Origin of the sequence: Methylobacterium sp. WCS2018Hpa-22, from assembly GCF_031843785.1 — a bacterium.
Lineage (GTDB): Bacteria > Pseudomonadota > Alphaproteobacteria > Rhizobiales > Beijerinckiaceae > Methylobacterium.
Map to the genome: position 1 here is coordinate 215,614 of NZ_JAVTJA010000009.1, position 21,968 is coordinate 237,581.

Here is a 21,968-nt window from a genome sequence, read left to right on the forward strand (position 1 = left end):
CGGATGAAAGACCGTCGGGCTCCGTCGCCGGGGCAGGGGCCTCGCTGCTATCCATCGATATGCGCCGCGAGCTCATCGGCGGTCCCCATCGGGAAGGCCTCCTTCAGATGGACGAGGAAGGCGGAGACACGTGCGCTCAGCAGCCGCCGCGACGGGTAGAGCGTCCAGAGGGCGATCTCCGGCCGGTCGAGATCGCCCCAGAGAACCATCCTGCCGGCCGCCAGATCGCGGCTGACGAGCGAGATCGGCAGGCGTCCGGCGCCGAGCCCGGCGCGGACCGCATCGCGGACCATCATGAGCGATGACAGGCCGAGCACCGGATCGACGGTGACGCTCGACTTACCGCCGGACGATCGCATGTCCCAGGTCAGCGGTCCTCCGATCGGACCGCGGATGACACCGGGCACGGTCGCCCCTTCTCCCGGCCGGTCCAGGCCCGGGCTCGCCACGACCACTAGCCGGTCCCGCAAGAAGATACGGCCGACCAGAGTCTCGTCCGGTTCCGGGTTGACCCGGATCGCCAGGTCGTAGCCCTCTTCCACCATATCGACGGCCCGGTCCTCCGTGGTGATCTCCAGCCGGATGTCGGGATATTTCAACCCGAAATCGACCGCGAGCCTGCCCATCGCGGTCTGTGAGAACAGCACGGGCGCGCTGATGCGCAAGCGTCCGCGTGGCCTGTCTCCGCCCGTGGCGATGGCCGACGCCGCTTCGTCGAGTTCGGTGAGCAGCACCCGCGTCCGCTCGTGAAGGGCGCGGCCTTCCTCCGTCAGCTTCAGGCTGCGCGCGCCCCGTTCGAACAGGCGCAGGGCGAGGCTGGCCTCCAGCTCCCCGACCCGGCGGGACAGGGTCGCCTTCGGGCGTCCAGAGGCGCGGGCAGCCCGGCCGAACCCCCCGTGCCGGGCGACGAGGTTGAAATCGGCGAGGGCGAGGAGGTCCATACGTTCCACCTGTGAGACGGACCGTCCTAACAGACAGTCTATCGAACCACGAGTGGGCCCCTCATTCTCCGGGTGTCGTTTGAAACAACCTTGGAGTGACCCCCATGACCATCCTCGTCACCGGCGCGACCGGCACCGTCGGCCGCCACGTCATCAACCACCTCGTCCAGCGTGGCGCCGATGTCCGCGCACTCGTCCGCGACCCCGTAAAAGCGGAGCTTCCGGCGGGCGTGGCCGTGGTCCAGGGCGACCTGCTCGACGTCGACACCTTGCGGAACGCCCTGTCGGGAATCTCCACCCTGTTCCTGCTGAACGCTGTGGTGCCGGACGAATTCACCCAGGCCCTGATCGCCCTCAACCTCGCCCGCGAGGCCGGGATCGAGCGGATCGTCTACCTGTCGGTGATCCATAGCGACCTCTACGTGAACGTGCCGCATTTCGCGGGCAAGTTCGGCGTCGAGCGGATGATCGAGGGAATGGGCTTCAACGCCACGATCCTGCGCCCGGCCTACTTCATGAACAACGATGCCCTGATCAAGGACGTCGTGCTCGGCTACGGCGTGTACCCGATGCCGATCGGGGCCAAGGGCCTCGCGATGATCGATGCGGCCGATATCGGCGAGATCGCCGCCCTCGAACTCATCCGCCGCGAGCGGTCCAGCACACCGCTCCCCTTCGACCGGATCAATCTCGTCGGTCCCGAGACGCTGACCGGTGCGGACGTCGCCGCCATCTGGTCTGAAATTCTGGGCCGCCCGGTCGCGTATGGCGATGACGACACCGGCGCCTTCGAGCAGAACCTGCGGCAGCAGCACGTGCCGAGCTGGATGGCCTTCGACATGCGCCTGATGTGCGATCGCTTTCTCGACATCGGGATGCGGCCGGAGACCGGCGACATCGATCGCCTCACCAAACGTCTGGGTCGTCCGTTGCGGTCCTATCGCGATTTTGCCGCCGGGATCGCTGCGTCCGCCTGATGCCATTTGGGACACCGGCCGTCAGGCTCCAGGAGTTCGGTGGGGAATACCGAACTCCTGAGGCGGGACGGACACGCGCAACTTCAAGAATCCGCTTTGTGCTCGGATCGTCTATCGATCGCGCCCCCTGATCAACCGGCGCGGTGCCGACAGGCGCGCTTCAAGAATAAGAGAGCGCACGGATAGCCTGAGCAGAATCAATCTCCCGATCACGGCTCGCATGGAACGAATGAGGTAAAAGCGCTCGAAATATAGCTCCTTATCCTTTTGACAGATTTAGATTTATAGATGAAGCTGGGCCTATCGATGATCCGTTAAGAGTATCATCTATCCCATGAGACTGGCTTTATCGCGTCATGATCTCGATTCATTGACGTGAATGCATCACCTCGCCCCCGGAAACGCTTCTCTCATCATGAATGTTGCTGTCCGGCCGCATCTCGTCGATCGGCCACGATCCGTGAGCCTTCCCGCTTCCCGCCAACGGCTCCACCCCAGGATCGTCGAGGAGGATGCTCCCTTCCTTGTAGTCGAAGGCGTGTCGCTCGGGTTCGGTGGGACCGTGGCGCTCGATGCCGTGGATCTGTCGGTCGGGGAGGGGGAGATCCATGCGGTCATCGGCCCGAACGGAGCCGGTAAATCCTCCCTGATCAACGCGATCAGCGGGCTTTACGCGCCGGATTCCGGAGCGATCCGGATCGGCGACGACCGCTTTTCCCGCGTGCCGACGCGGCACCTCGCCCGCCTCGGTGTGGCCCGCACCTTCCAGAACCTGGCGCTGTTCCGGGGTCTTACCGTCCTCGATACGGTGACGATCGGGCTGGTCGACCGCCAGTCCGCCGGGCTTGGTGCGCAGGTCCTCGGACTTCCCCATGCGCGTCGCGAAGCGCGCGAGCACCGGGAGCGGGCCGAGGCCGTCATCGCCGCGCTCGACCTCGCCGACATACGCGACCGGCTCGTTGGCACGCTCCCCTATGGTGTGCAGAAGCGGGTCGAGCTCGCCCGCGCCCTGGTAGCCAAGCCGCGCCTCCTGCTGCTCGACGAGCCCATGGCCGGGATGACGGCCACCGAGAAACAGCGGATGAGCGGTGATATTCGCGCCGCGCGGGACTCCACCGGCACCACCATCGTACTGATCGAGCACGATGTCGGCGTGGTGATGAGCCTGTCGGATCGCGTCACCGTCCTCGATCACGGGCGGCGCATCGCCTCCGGGACGCCGACCGAGGTCCAGGCCGATCCCGCCGTCATCGCCGCCTATCTCGGCCTCGCCTTCGAGGCCGGCGCATGAATCCCGATCTCGCCTTCTTCGTCGAGGTGCTGGTCGGCGGTCTGCTGTCCGGGGTCATGTATGCGCTGGTCGCGATCGGCTTCGTGCTGATCTACAAGACCTCCGGCGTGCTCAACTTCGCGCAAGGCGCGATGCTGCTGTTCGCGGCACTGACCTTCGTCAGCCTTACGGAACGGGGCGTGCCCTTCATCGGCGCCTTTGCCGCGACCCTGGCGGTCATGGCCCTCCTCGGGCTCGCCATCGAACGCGCCGTCCTGCGGCCCCTGGTCAACCAGCCGCCGATCACTCTCTTCATGGCGACGCTCGGCGTCGCCTACGTCATCGAGGGAGCCGCCCAGCTCGCCTGGGGCACGCAGGTACACGGGCTCGATCTCGGCATCGACGATACGCCGATCGACCTCGCCGGCATCCTCGTCAGCCGCTTCGACCTGTTCGCCGCAGCCGTCGCCGGGCTGATGGTAGCCGTGCTGAGCCTGTTCTTTCGCTACACCCGCACCGGCCTCGCCTTCCGTGCGGTGGCGGACGATCCGCTGGCGGCTCTGAACACCGGCCTGCGCCTGCCCCGGATCTGGGCCGCGGTCTGGATCGCGTCGGGCATCGTCGCCCTGGTGGCTGGACTACTCTGGGGAGCGCGCCTCGGCGTGCAATTCTCGCTCTCCCTGGTGGTGCTGAAGGCCCTGCCGGTCCTCGTGCTCGGCGGTTTCGATTCGATCCTCGGCGCCATCGTCGCCGGCCTCATCGTCGGCGCGGTGGAGAAGCTGTCGGAAGTCTATCTCGGGCCGGTCATCGGCAGCGGTATCGAGGGCTGGATCGCCTATGTCGCGGCTTTGGGCTTCCTGCTGCTGAAGCCCTCGGGGCTGTTCGGCATGCGCAGCGTCGAGCGGGTCTGAGCGCCATGGCCGCCACCTCTACTCCGCTGGACAAGTCCCTGCCGCGCCTATCCGCCAAGGGCATCGGCGTCGTTCTTCTTCTGACGATCGCCTATGGGATCGTTCCGCTCGTCGGCAGCAGCTACCTCTACGAGGCGATCCTGACGCCGTTCCTGGCCCTGTCGCTGGCGGCCCTCGGACTCAACCTGCTCACCGGCTATGCCGGCCAGCTCTCGCTCGGGTCCTCTGCCTTCATGGCGGTGGGGGCCTATGCCGCCTTCAACCTGTCGCTGCGGCTGCCCTTCCTGCCGCTGCCGGCGACCATCGTGCTGGCCGGGCTCGTCGCCGCCCTGGCGGGGCTGGTGGCCGGCCTGCCGGCCCTGCGGCTGCGCGGCTTCTACCTCGCCGTCTCGACGCTGGCGGTGCAGTTCTTCGTGGCCTGGGTGCTGAACCGCTTCAGCTGGCTCTCCAACGACAGCCCATCCGGAGTCATCAGCGCGCCGCCGCTGGTCGTCGGCGGCCTGTCCTTCGAGGATGCCCGTGGCCGCTACCTGTTCTCGCTCACCGTGGTGGCGCTGCTGACGGTCCTGGCCTGGCGCCTCGTCACATCGCCGACGGGCCGCAGCTTCGTGGCCGTGCGTGACAACGAGACCGCCGCCCGCGTCATCGGCGTGAAGGTGGCGCGCACCAAGCTCCTCGCTTTCGGGCTGTCCTCCTTCATCATCGGCGTAGCGGGTGTGCTCTGGGCCTTCGCCTACCTGCGCACGGTGGAGCCGGCAGGGTTCAACCTCGACCGCTCCTTCCAGATCCTGTTCATCGTCATCATCGGCGGCCTCGGCACCCTGCGCGGCGCCTTCCTGGGCGCGGGGCTCATCGTCATCCTGCCGTTGCTGTTGTCACGGTTCGGCGCAGCCTTACTCGGCGACGGGTTCGATTCCGGCACGCTGGAGATGTGTCAGCGCATCGTCCTCGGAATCCTGATCGTCGCCTTCCTGATCCGCGAACCCGCCGGGCTCAGTGCGCTCCTCGACCGCGCCGTGTGCCGCCTACGCCCCTCGGCCTGACCGTTCAAACTCCTGAGACCAGCGAACTAAGGGACTTCCCATGCCCGCATTCAGAACCGCCCTGCGTTCCGTGCTCGTCGCCGGGACCGCCCTCGTCGCGCTCACCGGTTCGGCCGGCGCCGACGAACAGCATTTCCCCCTGCAGAGTTACCGGGTGGGGCCCTATGCGGCCGGTGGAACCGGCTTCTTCGGTGGCTTCATCGATTACCTGAACCTGATCAACACCCGCGACGGCGGCGTGAACGGGGTCAAGCTGACCTGGAGCGAGGGCGAGACCCAGTATGAGGTGGAGCGCGGGGTCGAGGTCTATGAGCGGGTCAAATCCCGTTCCGGCATCGCAGCCTGGAACCCGCTCTCTGTGGGAATCGCCTATGCGATGGTCGACCGGATCACCAAGGACAAGGTGCCGCTGATCACGATCAATCACGGCCGCACCGATTCCACCGATGGCCGGGTCTTCCCCTACGTCTTCCCGCTCCTCCTCAACCCCTACAGCGAGACATCCGGCATCGTCGAATATCTCGGGAGCCGCGAGGGTGAACTCGACAGGCTCAAGGGCAAGACCATCGCGGTGCTCTATCATGGCTCGCCGTACGGCAAGGAGACGATCCCGATCTATGAGCTCCTCGCCAAGAAGCACGGCTTCAAGGTCGAGCAGATCGAGGTGCCGCATCCCGGTAACGAGCAGCAATCGCAATGGCTGACCATCCGCCGCCTCAAGCCGGACTATGTGGTCCTGCGCGGCTGGGGCGTGATGAACCCGGTGGCGTTGAAGACCGCCCAGAAGACGGGCTTTCCCGCCAACCGCATCGTCGGCAACGTCTGGTCCAACTCGGAGGAGGACGTGATCCCGGCAGGAGAGGCCGCCAAGGGCTACGTCGCCATCACCACGCAGGCGTCGGGCGCCGAATATCCGGTGCTGAAGGACATCATCAAGACCGTCTACGACGGCAATACCGGCAATCTCGCCGACAAGAAGCGCATCGGCAGCGTCTACCACAACCTCGGCATCGTGAACGGCATCCTCAACGTCGAGGCGGTGCGGGCGGCGCAAGCGAAGTTCGGCAAGCGGACGCTCACCGGAGACGAGGTCCGCTGGGGCTTCGAGCACCTGCGTCTCGACGAAGCCCGCGTCGCGGCTTTGGGCGCCAAGGGCCTGTTCCACTCCATCAACGTCACCTGCGCCAACCACGAGGGCGATGGCCGCGTTACCTTCCAGCAATGGGACGGGGCGAAATGGAAGGTGGTCTCCGACTGGATCGCCCCCGACTGGGCGACCCTGCGCCCGATCATCGAGGCCTCGTCGGCGACCTACGCCAAGGAGCACGGCATCACGCCGCGCAACTGTGCCGCCGAGGAGAATGCGACCCACGCCGCGGCGGCCACTCCGTGACCGGCACGCCGCTGCTGCGCGTCGAGGCGCTGGAGGCCCGCTATGGCGGCGCCGTCCGCGCCCTCTCGGGCGTCGACCTCGCCGTCGCGGCGGGCGAGATCGTCGCCCTCGTGGGCTCCAACGGCGCCGGCAAGACCACCGTCCTCAAGGCGGTCTCGAACCTCCTGCCGGCCGAACGCGGGCAGGTGACGGCGGGCCGCGTCGTCTATGACGGACAGGACGTGTCCCGGACACCCACCGACGCCCTGGTGCGGGCGGGCCTCGTCGGGGTGCTCGAAGGCCGCCACTGCTTCCGTGGGCTCAGCGTGGAGGAGAACCTCGTCACCGGTGGGCTCGGGCGCGGCTCGAACCGATCCGCCATTCGGTCCGACCTCGCGCGGATCTACGCAATCTTCCCGCGCCTGCTGCAGAAGCGCCGGATTCTGGCCGGGCTGATCTCCGGCGGCGAACAACAGATGGTGGCGATCGGGCGTGCCCTGATGGGTCGTCCGCGCCTGCTCGTCCTCGACGAACCCTCCATGGGCCTCGCTCCGCAGGTGGTGGCCGAGATCTTTCGCACCCTCGTGCGCCTCAACCGCGACGAGGGACTGACGATCCTGGTCGCCGAGCAGAACGTCACCGTCGCGCTGCGCCATGCGGACCGGGCGGTCGTGCTGGAGAATGGACGCAGCGTCCTCACCGGCACCGCCGCCGAACTTCGTGGGCGCGACGACATCAAGACGTTCTATCTCGGCCTCGGGACGGCGCCCACCCACGTGCCGGCCTGAACGGTGTCGTTCCAAGAACGGGACCCTGCGCCTGGGGCAGGGCGCCGTCACGAGGCCGACGACAACGCTTTCACCCGCGGTATCACCTCGGTGCCGAGCAATGAGATGGATCGCTGCATGGCATCCGGCTCCTGCATCGCCGAACTCATCTGGAAGGTCAGACGGGATATGCCACCGAGCGCGGCGCTGGCCGTCGCCACCTTCGCCGCAACCGTGTCCGGCGCTCCGATCAGGTAGGCGCCGTAGGGGCCGCACATGGCTTCGAATTGCTCACGCTGGTTCGTGTTCGGCCATCCCCGTTCCGCCCCGATCTTTCCGAACAGCTGAGCCCAGCCGGGATAGAACGCCTCCTGCGCGGCCCCGTCGGTGTCGGCGACGAAACCGACGGCATGCACGCCGACCTTGAGGCTCTCCGGTGCATGGCCCGCCTGGCGGCCGGCTTCGCGGTAAAGGTCGACCAGGGGGCGAAAGCGTTGGAAGCTACCGCCGATGATGGCCACCATCAGCGGCAGGCCGAGGGTGCCGGCGCGTGCGAAGGAGGCCGGTGTTCCACCCACACCGATCCAGATCGGAAGCGTCTCCTGGTGCGGACGCGGATAGACGCCTTGGCCGGTGAGCGGCGGGCGGAACCGGCCGCGCCAGGTGACATGGGTCCGCTCGCGCAGCGTTAGAAGCAGGTCGAGCTTCTCCGCGAAGAGGGCGTCGTAATCCTCGGCGGCGAACCCGAAGAGCGGGTAGGCCTCGCCGAAGGAGCCGCGCCCGACCACGATCTCCGCCCGGCCCTTGGCGATCAGGTCGAGGGTAGCGAACTCCTGAAAGACGCGGACCGGGTCGGCCGCGCTCAACACCGTGACGGCGCTTGTCAATCGGATCCGGCTCGTGCGTGCCGCCGCGGCCGCGAGGATGACGGCCGGAGCCGCATCGAGGAATTCGGCGCGGTGGTGCTCACCGATACCGAACACGTCGAGCCCGGCCCGGTCGGCCACCTCCACTTCCGCGAGCAGACGCGCCATGCGCTCGGCCGCCGGAAGGGACCGGCCCGTTTCCGGATCGGGAAGGGTGACGGCGAAGCTGTCGATGCCGAGTTCCATGGCGGACGGTCTCTCTGGTGCGATCAGATGGAAGAAGCGTGCAGATCGATGAGGCGAGAATGGGAGCGCGGCCCCTTTGCGATGGCACCGCATCCGTTCGCGTCGGCCGCGGCCATCCCGGGCAACGGCCCCTTACTCAGCGACGGCGCCCCAGGACCGAGAGGACCTGGTCTCGGCGCAGCCAGGTCAGGGTTCCGGTGAGGGCAAGCAGCACGGCAGCCGGGGCCACCGGCGTGGGTAGAACGACCAGATGGGCGATGATGGCACCGACCATGGTGCAGGCCAGCCAGAGGGCGGCAAAGGCCGCGTAGCCGGGGATCAGGAGGGCGACGGCGCCTGCGACTTCCACGAGGCCGGTGACGATGCGGAACCATTGGCCGACGCCGATGAGGTCATAGACCTGCACCATCATCGGCACCCCGGCGAGTTTGGCGCCGCCCGCCGCCAGGAACACGAGAGCGAGCAGGATCTGCAACGACCATGTCGCAATGGTGAGCTTGCGCGACGGAGCAGAGGTGGCCGTGAGGGTCTGTGACATGAGGAACATCCAGTTCGATGTCGCCGAACTCCGGACCGGCTCGGCTGTGCGCTAAGCCGTAGGCCCCTTCCATCCCCCATCGAAGCCTATATCTTTCGATGCATACCATCACCTGGACAGATGGATGCTCGACCAACTCACCCTCGATCAACTCCGGACTTTCGTCGCCGCGGTTGATACCGGCAGCTTCTCCGCAGCCGCACGCAAGCTCGGGCGGGCGCAGTCGCTGGTCAGCCAGTCTCTGGCAAACCTGGAGACGCAATCCGGCATCAAGCTCTTCGACCGCTCGAACCGTTATCCGGTCCTGACTGAGGCGGGCCGCGTGCTGCTCGCCCATGCACGCGCGACGGTAGCGGCCGCCGAGACGTTCAAGGCCCAGGCCCGGGACCTTGCCGGCGGCCTGGAGGCGGAAGTCAGCATCGTGCTGGACGTCCTGTTCCCGTTCCAAGTGCTCACGCAAGCCGTGGCCGCGTTCCAGCCGACCTTTCCCTCCACGCCCCTGCGCATCCAGGTCGAGACCCTGGGGGCGGTGATCGCGCCGGTCCTCGACGGGCGCTGCGCTTTCGCGGTCGCGGGTGCCACGCCCCTGCTGCCGCCCGAGCTTGCGCGCGAGCCGTTGCGCCAGATCGAACTGGTCATGGTCGCCTCGCCCGCCCATCCCCTCGCGCGCAGGACTGGGACGATCCCGACCGCCGACTTGGCCGAGCATGTCCAACTCGTCCTGACCGACCGCAGCGAGCTGACGAAGGGGCGCGAGTTCGGCGTGTTCTCGCCAAGGACCTGGCGGCTGGCCGATCTCGGAGCCAAGCATGCTTTCCTGCGCTCGGGGCTCGGATGGGGCGGGATGCCCCTGGAGGTCGTGGCGGATGACCTCGCCGTCGGACACCTCGTGCGGCTCGACATCGCCGCTTTGCCGAAGGGCGGCCTGTTCCTGCCGATGTGGGCCGTATACCCGATGGAACGGCCTCCGGGACCGGCCGGGCGCTGGCTCATTGCCCAATTGCGTTGCGGCGACACGGGCCAGTGACGCCAACAATGATGAGCGACGAACGCCTCCGCGCCGGCAGATTGGTCGAGGTCAGAGTCAAAGAAAAAAGGTGGTCGTTCCATCCGACAGGGCCGGACGGATTCGGACAACGTTGAGCAGCGCCTGCACTTGGCACGCTTCACGGAGCGAGTTCGCGTCGTACGTTCATGTCGATGACTTTAATCCAGCGCCATCGGTGCTTTTTGAATGCATGTCACAGGACTGTTATGAGCGCGACCTACTGGCAGGATCGTTGATCCCCCGGGTCCTGAGGCCATCATGTCCGACGCCGTTGCTGCTCCGACCGGCCTGCCGCAGGGCGCCAAGGCGCCCGCCACGGGGCCAAAGCTCGACCACGGCATTCATCCGGGCGGCGTCATCGCCTTCCTGCTCGTCCTGGTCGCCGGACTGGGCTACGCGCTCTACAGCCTCGTGACCGACATGAACGCGGTGGGGCAGTCGCCTCTCGCCATCGGCGCCTTCGTGCTGCTCGGACTGGCTCTGCTCATCGCTCTGGCCTTCGAGTTCGTGAACGGGTTCCACGACACCGCCAATGCCGTGGCCACCGTGATCTATACTCACTCGATGCCGCCGCTCGTCGCGGTCATCTGGTCGGGCGCCTTCAACTTCCTCGGTGTGATGCTGTCTTCCGGCGCCGTGGCCTATGCCATCGTCACCCTGCTGCCGGTGGAACTGATCCTGCAGGTCGGGTCGTCGGCCGGTTACGCCATGATCTTCGCGCTGCTCATCGCCGCGATCCTCTGGAACCTGGGCACCTGGGCTTTCGGCCTGCCGAACTCGTCGTCCCATGCCCTGATCGGATCGGTCATCGGCGTCGGCCTCGCCAACCAGTTGATGGCCCCCGAGGGACAGGCAACCTCGGGCGTCGACTGGGCGCAGGCCCTGGGCGTGTTCAAGGCGCTGCTGTTCAGCCCCGTCATCGGGTTCGTCGCCGCCGCCCTGCTGCTGCTGGCCCTCAAATTCACCGTGCGGCGCAAGGATCTCTACGAGGCCCCCAAGGGCGAAACCCCGCCGCCTTTGTGGATTCGCAGCCTTCTGATCCTGACCTGCACGCTCGTGTCGTTCTTCCATGGCGGCAATGACGGCCAGAAGGGCATGGGCCTGATCATGCTCATCCTCATCGGCGCCGCCCCCACCGCCTACGCCCTCAACCGCACGATGGCGGACGACACCACCCCGGCCTTCATCCAGACCTCCCAGAACGCCAGCACGGTATTCGCCAGCCATGCCGGGAACGCGCCGAAGCCTGACGCCGCCGAGGCCCGCAAGCAAGTCTCGGAAGCTCTCAAGTCCAAGGACCTGAACCAGCCTGCCGTGTACGGGGCCCTCGCCGCGCTCTCCACCGACATCGCCGATAACGTGAAGGCCTACGGCGCCATCAAGCAGGTGCCGGCTGCGGCGACGTCGAACCTGCGCAACGACATGTATCTCGCCGCCGACGCGATCCGGCTCCTGCCGAAGAACGGCGCGACATTCTCGGAAACCGAGGCCGGTACCCTGAAGGCCTATACCGGCCTCCTCAACGATGGGACACGCTACATCCCGACTTGGGTCAAGGTCTGCGTCGCACTGGCTCTCGGCCTCGGCACGATGGTCGGCTGGAAGCGCATCGTCGTCACCGTGGGCGAGAGAATCGGGAAGACCCATCTCACCTACGCGCAGGGCGCTTCCGCCGAGATGGTCGCCGCCGGCACCATCGGTCTCGCCGAACTCTACGGTCTGCCAGTCTCGACCACGCACATCCTGTCGAGCGGCGTCGCCGGCACCATGGCCGCCAACGGTTCGGGCCTGCAGATGTCGACCGTACGCAACATGGCGCTGGCCTGGGTCCTGACCCTGCCGGCCGCCATCACCCTGGCGGGCGTCCTCTTCTTCATCCTACGGCACGTGTTCTAGCGGCGCCTCGACGTGGCCGGCCGGGACCCCGATGCTGGACGATCGCAGCGTCCCGCGGTAGGCGTCCACGGCCGAAGCAGGGTTGCTTCACGAAACGGGACTGGCCCCTTGAGCGAACGAACAGGGGCGGGAGCGCTGACGATCTACCTCGACGTGGACGGCGTCGTCACGACGGTGGACTTTCAACGGCAAGCCGGGAAGGACAGGCTCAACCCGACCCAGGTCGCCCTCGTTGCCGCCCTCGTACGGGAGTTCGACGCGAAGGTGGTCGTGTCGTCCACATGGCGCGTCGACGATTGCCGCCCGACACTGGTGGAAGCCGGCCTATCCGAGGACTGCTTTCACCCGGACTGGCGGACGGCCATCCTGCCGACGAGCAGGAATGCCGAAACGGGCGCGATGCTTCCCGCCGAGCAAGCCGGGCGCGGTGATGAGATCACCGAACACGCGAGCCGGAACCACATCACGCACTATCTCGTCCTCGACGACGTAGAGGTCGGCCCGGCCCATGCGGGTCGGCACGTTCGTCCCGTTGCAGAGCTTGGACTAAGCGAGGCGGAGGGGATCCTGGCCCGCGACCTGCTGGCGGGGATGGCGGCTCCTCGAGCAATGATGGGTCAGATTGGCTCATTCCCACGCACCGCCGATTTACTTCCCCATAGGGATTGAACTTTTCGAAAGCACCGGTCATTCCATGACAGTGGAGTGACACCCGCGTCACGCTGCCCCCGACATCGACAGGGTCTCCTGGACCTTTGCCGGACCTGCCCGTCCGGTCCCGCCTCGACGCCGCACCTGTGCGGCTGCTGAGAGCGCGTCGCGTCGGATTGTCGTTCGGCAGGAAGGAGTGGCTGCGATGTTCGGGTTCAGAACTCACGGAAGGACGTCCAGTCCTTCGCTCGCGGTCCTGGGTATCGCCGAACGGTCCGCCGCGGAGGCCTATGCCGCGCTCATCGCCACAGGCTGGTCGGAGATCGGATTCGGGTACCATGGTACCGTCCATGCGCATCCAGACCATCCGGACGTCATCGTGCGCTTCGCACGCAAGGCCGATGGGTTCGGCGATTATGCGGCCCTGCTTCGCAAGGGGTTCGCAGGCTCCGATGGCCCGCACGCGCCGCGTATCCACGACCTGCAGGTCAGCCGCTGCGGCGCGCTGATGACCGTGGGCTCACGGCTCACGAATCCGGCGCGGGATGCCTGGTGGCTGGCCTATGCCCACGCCGTCATCGCGGACCATCCGGGCGTCGCGATGGACGAGGGCGTCCGAGACCGGTTCAAGGTGGAATGGCCGGCCCACGAGCCGCGGATCGATCACGCGAGCTTCGACGGGATCCGCGAAGACTTCAGGGCCGCGTGGCCCGGATACGAAGCCTATGTTGCGTCCTTGCGTGCGGTATCCCCGCAAGGCCTCGATCCGAACATCGGTAACGTCCTGGTGGGCGTCGATGGCAGTCCCGTGGTGAACGATCCGCTCTGTGATGACGGACACGGCCTGTGGCGCTCGCCTCTTGCGCGCTTGCTCACGCGCTACGCGGATGTCCTGCACCGTCTGGCCGGCGAAACACGGGCCAGGTTGAGCAAAACTCTCGTGCCTGCCTGATCGTCGGGCGTCGCTATCTTGCGGTAAAGGTTCAGAAAGCCGGCATCGAGGGCGATGACGAGTTACCGGTGCGCGCCGTCCATTCGATCGTCATCTGAAACCCATCAGAACTATGCGTTTCCCTCAGGCCTAGACGAAAGGCATCTTTCCTGAGCGTCTGACGGCCATCCGATGCCTTCGGCGCCGAACATCTCTGGAAAGGTAGCACGCCTCATGACTAAGTCGGGATCGGCTGCCTCCCTCCGGCGTAGAGGCGTCCCTATGCTTCCGATCCTCGTCCTTCTGGCCTGGGTGAGCCTTGCCGGCGGTGGCTGCGTGACCATGGAGGCCCGGCGCGAGGCCGTGGTACCGCCACAGAACGCGGCGTTCACCGCCATGTATGGTGCGCGTCCCGACGAACGCTTCCCCCTTTCGGCGACCGAGATCGGCAGCATCGATCCCCGCTACTTTCGCCAGGAGGTCGCCTATCCGCGCGCCGAAACGCCGGGTACGCTGGTCGTCGATCCGGGTAACAAGTTTCTCTATCTCGTACGCGAGAACGGCCGAGCCCTGCGTTATGGTGTCGGCAGGGCCGGTCTGGCCTGGAGCGGATCGGCGCGGGTGGGACGCAAGGCCGAGTGGCCACGCTGGACCCCGACGGCGGACATGATCGCACGGGAACCGGACCGCAACGGGCCGTGGCGCAACGGCATGGCCGGGGGTCCCAGCAACCCGCTAGGACCGCGCGCGCTCTACCTGTTCGAAGGTCCGCGCGATACGCTCTACCGCATCCACGGCACCACAGAACCGCAATCCATCGGCACCGATGTCTCCTCCGGCTGTATCCGGATGTTCAACCAAGACATCATCGATCTCTACGGCCGCGTTCCGGTCGAGACGCGGGTTGTCGTGCTTCCGGCGGACGAGCATGTCGAGACATTTGAAGGCCCCGTCGCCCGGTCTGCATCTTCCTCGGTGCGTGGCTGAGGGCATCGCACCGGCGGGCGGTCTGCGCGAGGCAGGTCTCGAAGCTGGCGCGCCTGCGAACATGGGAGACGGCGGAGCGATGCGACACCCGGATCTGGAACTCGACCTGCTGCGGGCCTTCGTGGCGGTGGCCGAGACGGGGAGTTTCACGGCCGCCGCCGACGTCGTGCATCGCTCGCAATCGGCGGTGAGCCAGAAAGTCCTGCGCCTCGAGGAGATCCTGGGCCGGCGGGTCTTCGACCGGACCAGCCGCATGCTTGGACTGACGCCGGACGGCGAGCGCCTGCTCGTGGCGGCCCGCCAGATGCTGGAGTTCAACGACCGGTTCCTGCGCGGATGGCGGGAGCCGCCGGCGAGCGGCACCCTGCGGCTCGGTGTGTCGGAGGACTTCATCCCCGGTCAGTTGCCGAAGCTCCTCGCCCGGTTCGGCCGCCTCTATCCCGACGTCCATATCGCGCTGATGACGGGGTTGAGCTGCAACCTCCTCGAAGCCTACGACGCGGACCGGGTCGATGCGGTCATCGTCAAGCGCAGTGGTGCGAACGGGCGGGGGCGCGTGATCTGGCGCGAGCCCCTCGTCTGGCTCGCCTCCGCCGATTATCAGCTCGATTTTACGAAGCCCGCGCGCCTGGTGATGCTGGCGGCCCCCTGCAGCTATCGCGAGCAGATGATCGCGGCCCTCGATTCCGTGCGGCGCGACTGGGTCGCCGCGTGCACGGCGAGCAGCCTGATGGGCGTCCAGGCAGCGGTGGCGGGCGGGCTCGGGGTGACGTTGCTCGGGCGCTCCTTCGTGCAGGAGGGCATACAGATCCTGCGGGCGCCCGAGCTCTGGCCGGCCCTGCCCATGACCGAGGTCAGCGTACTCGGCGAAGACCGGGCACCCGACCTCGTGGAGCCACTGATCACCTTCCTCAGCCAGAGCCTCGCCGGCCATGACGGGCTCACCATCGCGGCCTGAGCGTCGGCGGACGATCAGCACGTCTGGGGCGTTGCGCACCATAATGGGGTCCGGCGGGGCCGGTACAGAAGCAGGGATAAGCAGATCATGTCGGAGCACGTCCATCTGATCGCCCGCCTTGTGGCCCGCGAAGGACAGGAGGCAGCGCTAGTTCAGGCCATGGCGGCGCTGGTGCCCGCCGTGCTCGCGGAACCCGGCTGTCTCGCCTATGTGGCTCACGAAAGTCGTGAGCGGCCCGGCACGATCGTGATGTACGAGGTCTGGGAAAGTCAGGCCGCCCTCGACATCCATGCCGATGGCGTGAATTTCCGTACGCTCGCCGCCCGCTTCGACGAACTCCTGAGCGAGCCGCTCGCGATCGAAATCCTGAACAGGATCGCCTGATCGTCGAACTTCACAGCGCTCGCCGGACGTTCGGGCCCCCTTTCGGCCTCGACATTCCACCGACCGCGAGCGGTGCTCAAGCCTCCGGGGCGTTGCGGGCCATGAAGGTCTCGGGCGCCCCGTCGGCGGGATCGACGAAGATGATATCGGTGGGCGCGCGGCGCGGCGTGTCGATCGAGAGGAGGATCATCGGCCCCTGCGTGATCGTCGGCAGGGCGTGAACGGTGCCGCGCTCGAAGGACAGGAGTTCGCCAGGGCCGAGTGGGCTGGCCCAGACGCGAACAACATCGCCGCACCGGCGCCCGCCAACATGCTACGCCTGTCCGGGGCCGATGCCCCGCTCATGCCCAGCCCTCCAGGACGATCTTGCCCTTGGCCCGCCCGCTCTCGATCAGCGCATGCGCACGCCGAAGGTTGCCGGCCGAGATCGGGCCGAAGCTCTCGGCGAAGGTGGTTTTCAGCGTGCCCGCATCCACGAGGCGCGCAACCTCGTCGAGGAGCCGCCCCTGTGCTTCCATGTCGGCGGTCTCGAACATCGAGCGCGTGAACATGAACTCCCAGTGGGTCGACACGCTCTTGCGCTTGAAGGGTACCACGTTGAGGCTCTCCGGATCGTCGATCAGCGCGAAGCGACCCTGCGGCGCGATCAGTTCGGCGATCTCGGCCACGTGCTGATCGGTGTTGGTGGTCGAGAACACGAAGCCCGGTGCGCCCAATCCCAGCGCCGCGATCTCGGCAGCGATCGATTGGGTGTGATCGATGATGTGGTGGGCACCGAGCTCGCAGCTCCAGGCGACGGTCTCGGGCCGCGAGGCGGTGGTGATGACGGTCAGATCCGTGAGCTGGCGGGCGAGCTGCGTCGCGATGGATCCGACGCCGCCCGCCCCGCCGATGATGAGGATCGACCGGGCGGCACCCGGCACCGGCTTGCCGACGTCGAGCCGGTCGAACAAAGCTTCCCAGGCGGTGATCGCGGTCAGCGGCATCGCTGCGGCCTCGGCCGCCGAGAGCGAAGCGGGCTTGTGGCCGACGATGCGTTCATCGACGCAGTGGAGCTCGGCATTCGTCCCGGGCCGCCCCAGCGCTCCGGCGTAGAACACGGCATCCCCGGTTCGAAACAGTCGGGCCTCTTCGCCGACCGCCTCGACGATTCCGACCGCGTCGTAGCCGAGGATGTGCGGCTGGCCCTCGGCCGGGGTGACGCGGGCGCGGACCTTTGTGTCGACGGGGTTCACCGAGACGGCCTGCACGCGGACGAGCAGATCGCGCGGACCGGGCGTCGGGGCTGGCAGGTCGAGATCGACCAGAGACACTTCGTTCTCGATCGGCAGGGATGTGTAAAAACCGACGGCCTTCATTAAGAGTGCTCCTCGTTTCGGGGGGAAGTCAGGGACGGGATCGGTACGTGCTCGCGGCGATGCCCAGCACGATGGCAAAGGACCGACGATCAGGTCGAGGCTCGGGGCCACGTGCAGGGCTGTGATGGAGAGCGCGAGACCGGTGACTGGCACCGCGACCATGAGGTTCGAGATCGCCCTCGCCGAAGATCGCGCGCTCGCGGCGTTGACGGCGCAGAAGCAGAAGGCCGTGGGACGGGACCGACGAAGGCGAGGCAGGTCCAGAAGGTGGCATTGCCGTCACCGGTGAAAGGCCATTCGGCAGCATAGGCCAGCGGTGTCAGGATCGCTGCAGCGAGCGGCCGCACGACATCCCCCATCGGGCGAGCGCGTGCGGGCCCGGCCGAAACCGGCGCGTCGCGACGGGCAGGGCGGGCAGCGGCACGTGGGGCAGGAGTCGTCGCTGAGGCGGCCATGGTTGGCGTCTTCCGGGACAGGCATCTCGGTTCGGTCGCGTCCGGTTGCGGGGTTCGCGGCGCGAATCCTCATCGACAGCGCCCCCTCAGAATGCCGTCCGATCTACAATTCGGTAAGCGCGTAATTCTGATCGATGCGATGAAGAAAACGACTGAACGGTTCGACGGGACGAGAGGGCACACGCTCCGCCATCGTCCTTTTCACCGAGTAGGTGCTGGACGAACGCTTCCTACGTTACGCACCGGGCAACGACGTCCTATCGCGACATGCTGAACTGCGCCGAGATACTTGGAGTGGGGCCCTGGGGGTGGACGGATTGGGCAAGGCTGATTGACCGGATTGTTGGATCTTCGAAGGATGAAGACCATGGCACGACACCGTTCCCATAGCGTCGCGTTCGAGCGTCAGGTTGCGCAGGAGTACCTGTCCGGCGAGACGCTGCACGGCTTGGCCAAGCGCCACGATCTCTTGCGCAACCTCGTGCGCGTCTGAGTGCAGAAGTACGAGGCCGGCGCGTTCGATGATGACGCGGCCGCCGACGACACGATCCAAGCCTACGAGGCGCGCATCGCCGCGCTCGAACGGCTCGTCGGCCGGCAGGCGCTTGAGCTTGAGTTTTTAAAGGGAGCTCTGCGCAACGGACCGTTGCCGAGAAGCGAGCCTACGTCCGTAATCACCGGCCCGGCAGCCTCTCCGTTGCGGAGGGATGCCGACGGATGAGTCTGGCGCACTCCACCTACTACGACGCTCCGATGCGTGCTGCCGACGACACCGCCCGAGTCGAGGCTATGGCCGCGGTCGGCGACGCGTTCGAAGCCTACGGCTGGCGCCGCGTCCAGGCAGCTCTGCGCCAGCAGGGATGGCGGGTGAATCACAAAAAGGTCCGCCGCCTCATGCGCGCCCATGACCTGCAGCCACGCGTTCGGCGCCGCTATGTCACGACCACCGATAGCGATTACGAGAGCCCGATCTTCCCGAACATGGCCCGACATGGCTGTGTCCCAGGCAGTGGTGTAGCTGACGGGTGGTCATCGGCGGTTGCCGGGTAGGGTCGGGTTGCGACTTCCAGCCCCGAACCGGGGAGCCCTCCGATGACCGACGAGATCATGGCCCTGCGTGGGCTGATGGAGGAGAGCGCCGACACCGATCTGCTGCGCGAAATGATCGGCTTTGCCGCCGAGCGACTTATGGAGTTGGAAGTGGGCGGCCTCACCGGCGCGGCCCACGACGAGAAGAGCGCCGAGCGGCTGGAGGACGACCGGATCGTCTCGGCCGCCGTCATCGTGACGGTCGGCGTCAACAGTGACGGCCGGCGCGAGGTCCTCGGCATGGACGTCGGCTCGTCGGAGGCCGAGACGTTCTGGACGGCGTTCCTCCGGAAGCTGGCGCGCCGGGGCCGGCGCGGTTCAAACAGTGGGTTGGTTTCGTTTCCGACCGCCCCTTGCCGCGACCCACCCAAGCGGGGTCAAAATACGTTTCCGGTTCCGGTAGCCCTCGAATGGTCCTCGCGTCGAGTCAATTTCGAGGCATCATAAAGGGAAAAAGGTGGTGGAGCACGCATCCCGTCGGAACCGGTCTCTGGCGCCGTTTCCCTGCTAACAGGGAAAACAACAGGGAAAACGGCGTGGTGCAGCTCCCAGGCACGTCTTAGCCCAGCAAAAGTGCAGCAGATTTAATAACTTAATGATCAATTCCCTACGCGGCGGAACAGGGAATTGAGTTTGGTCATCAGGGAGCGCGTATGGGCGAAACAGGCAAGCCGATCAGCGGGAACAGGGATCGCTTTCGGGCAAATGCCAAAAAGGGCCGGAGAGCTATGAGGCTCCCCGGTTGATTGGGATTATGAAGCATCGGTGGAGGGGGCTAAGGTCTCTCCGAGCCTCGAACGCATATCGCCAGCGTCGACGAACCTGACCTCGATGCTGGGAGCATACTTCGGTCGATCGTCGAGGGTCTTCAGCCGTTCCTCATGGGACATGCCATCGGGCTCATCCGCCGGCGCCAGAGCCTTGATGGTATTGAAGAGGAGCTTGGCGGCTTTCATGTCGCCCTGCAGTGCCTTCCGGGTGAGTTGCTGGGCGAGTGCCTCGATCTGGGTCGTCCGAATCGTGCGGCCATCCTTGGTGATGGCAATCGGCTCACGCGCGGCCTGGGTAAACGCGTCCAGAAGATCGCGTCGGCCGAGCGGTGCCGAGTGGCCTCGGGGCCGGCCGCGTGGGTTGCCGGACTGGCCCTTCCGGAAGCGACGGTCGGCTGGCGGTTTGCCGTACCCGATCTCATACGCGGTGCGTCGCTTCGGTTTGGTCACAGTGGTGTTCGCAGCGTCCGCCATCACGCAGCCTCCTCGAGCAGGGCAGGGGCCGTACGAGCCGACCGGACCTCGTCCCAGGTCTCGTCCGTACCGTCGAGAATGGCGTCCCGTCCCGTGAAGGTCTGCCAGCGCCGGATAGCGACATCGACATAGACCGGGTCGAGTTCGAGCACCCGCGCCTCGCGTCCCGTCTTCTCCGCAGCCAGCAAGGTCGTACCGCTGCCGGAGAACGGATCGAGGACGATCGCTCCGCGGCGTGTCACGTCCTTGATCGCATCGACGACCAGGGCCACCGGCTTGACCGTGGGATGCAGCGCCAGATCGCCCGCGCCCTTGAAGGTGTTGACCCCGGAATAGGTCCACACGTTCGAACGGTTGCGGCCGTGCCGGCCGAGCTCGACGTTGTTAGTGTGGCTCGCCGTGCCGACTTTGTAGAGCGCAATGAGCTCGTGCTGCGAGCGGTAGAGCGAGCCCTGCCCCGGATTGGTTTTGCTCCACACGATGAGGTTCTTCTGCTCGCCGTAGAGCGGTCGGGTCGCGGCATGCAGCTCCGGTAGGTGACGCCAATCCATGCAGACGTAGTGCAGGGCCCCATCACGAGAGACCGAGACGGCATGGCCGAGGCTCTCGGTCAGGAAGGCCGTGAATGCCTCCTCGGTCATCTCGCCCGAACCCATGACGAACTCGCGGTACTGGACCCGGCCGCGGCCCATGACGTGGCCGTTGACGGGCACGTTGTAGGGCGGATCGGTGAAGATCATGTCGGCCTCTCGTCCACCCATCAGACGCTCGACGTCATCGCGGCTGCAGGCGCTGCCGCACAGGATCCGGTGCGGGCCGAGCTGCCAGAGATCACCGAGCTGCGAGACCGGTGCTTCCGGCTCACCGAGCTCGTCCTCGCGCGAGGCGAGGCGCTCCTCTTCGAGATCCCCCGTCAGCAGATCGAGCTCGGCGATCTCGAAACCGGTGACGGAGAGATCCAGCCCGATCTCGGGCAGGTGGATGGCGAGTTCGCCGAGTTCGAGGGCAAGGGTCGCCCGATCCCAGCCGGCCAGGGTCGCGATCTTGTTGTCGGCGATCGCATAGGCGCGCTTCTGCGTGTCGCTCAGGTGATCGAGCCGGACGGTCGGGACCGTGTGAAGGCCGAGCTGCTTGGCCGCCAACAACCGTCCGTGCCCGGCGAGCACGAGCCCGGTTTCGTCGACGACGAGCGGCACGGTGAAGCCGAACGCCCTGATGCTGTCGGCGATCTTGGCGATCTGCTTTTTCGAATGGGTGCGAGCGTTGCGCGGGTTGGGTTTGAGGGAGGTCGGAGCTTGGTCGAGGATGGTCAACCCGGCCGTGGGAAAGGCCAGTGCGTTCGTCGTCATGATGGGGATGTCCTTGGAAAGCGCGCACGACGACAGGCCCGCGTGCCGGAAGGCAGCAGGGTCAAAGTCGGCGCAGTGCTGTAAGAGAAGGGCCGCCCAGGCCCGGAGACAGAAACGCCCCGGGGCAGGTGCCGCGGGGCGAGGAGACGTACAATCGCGCAGCGAGCTGGTCAGGCGCGCCGTTCGGAAAGGATCACGATTGCGGGTGGGTCCAAGCTGGTCCGCTGCGGACACAGAAACTTCAACTTAAGGAAAATGCGCAGTTTACCCGTCGGGTGTCAAGACGCTCCTTCGCAAGATCTTGACATCAATGGAAACTACCCATCGGCGACCTGAGCCACTTTATCTTATTATGGCACGCCGATAGGACTTATCAGCTGTGAAGTTCCCGTCCTTCGGCCGTCATGGGTTGAAATCCGCCGGCCTGCTGTACGACCGGGTTGGGTGGAGGCTGTGTGAAAAGAGGACGCCAAGCTGGGGCTGTCCGGCCGCTTGGGAGAGCGGCGGGCAGGCTTTTTACCCCCCATCCCGATCGTTGCGAGATCGCAAGGAAGCTCAAAGAAATCCGCGACGTCGATCGTTCGATCCCTGGATCTGAAATATTCGACAGACAATCAGCGAATTAGATCAACATATATTTGATCTGATGCGTTTTGTGTTAGACTTAGCCTTTAACGGAGGCCCGGG

The 21,968-nt window shown here is 66.3% G+C and carries 22 protein-coding genes and 3 pseudogenes; 17 read left to right on the forward strand and 8 right to left on the reverse strand.

The annotated features are described in order from the left end of the window. Nucleotides 1–47: 47 nt before the first annotated feature. Complete coding sequence (locus tag RQI43_RS14235) at nt 48–941, reverse strand: LysR substrate-binding domain-containing protein (protein WP_311275560.1); 894 nt, start codon at nt 939–941, stop codon at nt 48–50. 104 nt (nt 942–1,045) lie between these two features. On the opposite strand from RQI43_RS14235, the gene RQI43_RS14240 reads away from it, so the two are divergent. The 6 genes from RQI43_RS14240 to RQI43_RS14265 all read left to right on the forward strand — a co-directional run bounded on the left by RQI43_RS14240 (nt 1,046) and on the right by RQI43_RS14265 (nt 7,302). After that, nucleotides 1,046–1,918: an NmrA/HSCARG family protein gene (locus RQI43_RS14240; protein WP_311275561.1), complete on the forward strand. Its 873-nt coding sequence runs from the start codon at nt 1,046–1,048 to the stop codon at nt 1,916–1,918. Nucleotides 1,919–2,333: 415 nt separating this feature from the next. After that, nucleotides 2,334–3,209 (forward strand): ABC transporter ATP-binding protein, encoded by an 876-nt coding sequence (locus RQI43_RS14245; protein ID WP_311275562.1) that lies wholly within the window; start codon nt 2,334–2,336, stop codon nt 3,207–3,209. Further along, on the forward strand, nt 3,206–4,099 hold the full coding sequence (locus RQI43_RS14250; protein WP_056426341.1) for a branched-chain amino acid ABC transporter permease: 894 nt from the start codon (nt 3,206–3,208) through the stop codon (nt 4,097–4,099). The genes RQI43_RS14245 and RQI43_RS14250 overlap by 4 nt, the downstream gene beginning before the upstream one ends. Nucleotides 4,100–4,104: 5 nt before the next feature. Continuing rightward, complete coding sequence (locus tag RQI43_RS14255; protein ID WP_311275563.1) at nt 4,105–5,142, forward strand: branched-chain amino acid ABC transporter permease; 1,038 nt, start codon at nt 4,105–4,107, stop codon at nt 5,140–5,142. Between the two features lie 40 nt (nt 5,143–5,182). Beyond that, complete coding sequence (locus tag RQI43_RS14260) at nt 5,183–6,535, forward strand: ABC transporter substrate-binding protein (RefSeq protein WP_311275564.1); 1,353 nt, start codon at nt 5,183–5,185, stop codon at nt 6,533–6,535. Next, on the forward strand, nt 6,532–7,302 hold the full coding sequence (locus RQI43_RS14265; protein ID WP_311275565.1) for an ABC transporter ATP-binding protein: 771 nt from the start codon (nt 6,532–6,534) through the stop codon (nt 7,300–7,302). Before RQI43_RS14260 ends, RQI43_RS14265 begins: the two co-directional genes overlap by 4 nt. Nucleotides 7,303–7,349: 47 nt before the next feature. Here the strand turns inward: RQI43_RS14265 and RQI43_RS14270 are convergent, their stop codons facing one another. Further along, nucleotides 7,350–8,393 (reverse strand): LLM class flavin-dependent oxidoreductase, encoded by a 1,044-nt coding sequence (locus tag RQI43_RS14270; RefSeq protein WP_311275566.1) that lies wholly within the window; start codon nt 8,391–8,393, stop codon nt 7,350–7,352. Between the two features lie 136 nt (nt 8,394–8,529). After that, entirely contained in the window at nt 8,530–8,931 is a 402-nt protein-coding gene (locus RQI43_RS14275) for a DoxX family protein (protein WP_311275567.1), read from the reverse strand. Nucleotides 8,932–9,055: 124 nt separating this feature from the next. On the opposite strand from RQI43_RS14275, the gene RQI43_RS14280 reads away from it, so the two are divergent. From RQI43_RS14280 to RQI43_RS14310, 7 genes are all read left to right on the forward strand, one after another. Further along, nucleotides 9,056–9,958, forward strand: a complete 903-nt coding sequence (locus tag RQI43_RS14280; RefSeq protein ID WP_311275568.1) for a LysR family transcriptional regulator — start codon at nt 9,056–9,058, stop codon at nt 9,956–9,958. A gap of 279 nt (nt 9,959–10,237) precedes the next feature. After that, nucleotides 10,238–11,875 carry an inorganic phosphate transporter gene (locus tag RQI43_RS14285; RefSeq protein ID WP_311275569.1) on the forward strand — a complete coding sequence of 546 codons (1,638 nt, stop codon included), beginning with the start codon at nt 10,238–10,240 and terminating at the stop codon, nt 11,873–11,875. Nucleotides 11,876–11,983: 108 nt separating this feature from the next. After that, complete coding sequence (locus tag RQI43_RS14290; RefSeq protein WP_056453273.1) at nt 11,984–12,544, forward strand: HAD domain-containing protein; 561 nt, start codon at nt 11,984–11,986, stop codon at nt 12,542–12,544. Nucleotides 12,545–12,731: 187 nt separating this feature from the next. Further along, nucleotides 12,732–13,478: a hypothetical protein gene (locus RQI43_RS14295; RefSeq protein ID WP_311275570.1), complete on the forward strand. Its 747-nt coding sequence runs from the start codon at nt 12,732–12,734 to the stop codon at nt 13,476–13,478. 261 nt (nt 13,479–13,739) lie between these two features. Then, nucleotides 13,740–14,444, forward strand: a complete 705-nt coding sequence (locus RQI43_RS14300; protein ID WP_311275571.1) for a L,D-transpeptidase — start codon at nt 13,740–13,742, stop codon at nt 14,442–14,444. 79 nt (nt 14,445–14,523) lie between these two features. After that, the gene (locus tag RQI43_RS14305) at nt 14,524–15,402 is read left to right on the forward strand and encodes a LysR substrate-binding domain-containing protein (protein ID WP_056426677.1); all 879 of its coding nucleotides are present in this window, start codon (nt 14,524–14,526) and stop codon (nt 15,400–15,402) included. An 87-nt stretch (nt 15,403–15,489) separates the two neighbouring features. After that, a complete protein-coding gene (locus RQI43_RS14310; protein ID WP_311275572.1) occupies nt 15,490–15,786 on the forward strand; it encodes a putative quinol monooxygenase in 297 nt (98 codons plus the stop codon). A gap of 76 nt (nt 15,787–15,862) precedes the next feature. Here RQI43_RS14310 and RQI43_RS14315 read toward each other — a convergent pair. The 3 genes and pseudogenes from RQI43_RS14315 to RQI43_RS14325 all read right to left on the reverse strand — a co-directional run. Then, a pseudogene (locus RQI43_RS14315) lies at nt 15,863–16,045 on the reverse strand (cupin domain-containing protein); the annotation flags it as partial. Between the two features lie 82 nt (nt 16,046–16,127). Next, a complete protein-coding gene (locus RQI43_RS14320) occupies nt 16,128–17,144 on the reverse strand; it encodes a zinc-binding alcohol dehydrogenase family protein (protein WP_311275573.1) in 1,017 nt (338 codons plus the stop codon). Between the two features lie 28 nt (nt 17,145–17,172). Continuing rightward, nucleotides 17,173–17,482, reverse strand: a pseudogene (locus RQI43_RS14325) (EamA family transporter); the annotation flags it as partial. Nucleotides 17,483–17,966: 484 nt separating this feature from the next. Between RQI43_RS14325 and RQI43_RS14330 the strand changes: the two are divergent. The 4 genes and pseudogenes from RQI43_RS14330 to RQI43_RS14345 form a co-directional block, all read left to right on the forward strand. Beyond that, on the forward strand, nt 17,967–18,092 hold the full coding sequence (locus RQI43_RS14330) for a hypothetical protein (RefSeq protein ID WP_280136549.1): 126 nt from the start codon (nt 17,967–17,969) through the stop codon (nt 18,090–18,092). Next, nucleotides 18,093–18,320, forward strand: a complete 228-nt coding sequence (locus RQI43_RS14335) for a hypothetical protein (protein WP_311275574.1) — start codon at nt 18,093–18,095, stop codon at nt 18,318–18,320. It begins immediately after the preceding gene. Beyond that, nucleotides 18,317–18,649, forward strand: coding sequence for an IS3 family transposase (locus RQI43_RS14340; RefSeq protein WP_311275575.1), 333 nt, complete (start codon nt 18,317–18,319; stop codon nt 18,647–18,649). Before RQI43_RS14335 ends, RQI43_RS14340 begins: the two co-directional genes overlap by 4 nt. 42 nt (nt 18,650–18,691) lie before the next feature. After that, nucleotides 18,692–19,006, forward strand: a pseudogene (locus RQI43_RS14345) (transposase); the annotation flags it as partial. Between the two features lie 434 nt (nt 19,007–19,440). Here RQI43_RS14345 and RQI43_RS14350 read toward each other — a convergent pair. Then, nucleotides 19,441–19,932, reverse strand: coding sequence for a DUF5681 domain-containing protein (locus RQI43_RS14350; protein WP_311275576.1), 492 nt, complete (start codon nt 19,930–19,932; stop codon nt 19,441–19,443). Continuing rightward, the gene (locus tag RQI43_RS14355; protein ID WP_311275577.1) at nt 19,932–21,281 is read right to left on the reverse strand and encodes a DNA methyltransferase; all 1,350 of its coding nucleotides are present in this window, start codon (nt 21,279–21,281) and stop codon (nt 19,932–19,934) included. Before RQI43_RS14355 ends, RQI43_RS14350 begins: the two co-directional genes overlap by 1 nt. Nucleotides 21,282–21,968: the final 687 nt, after the last annotated feature.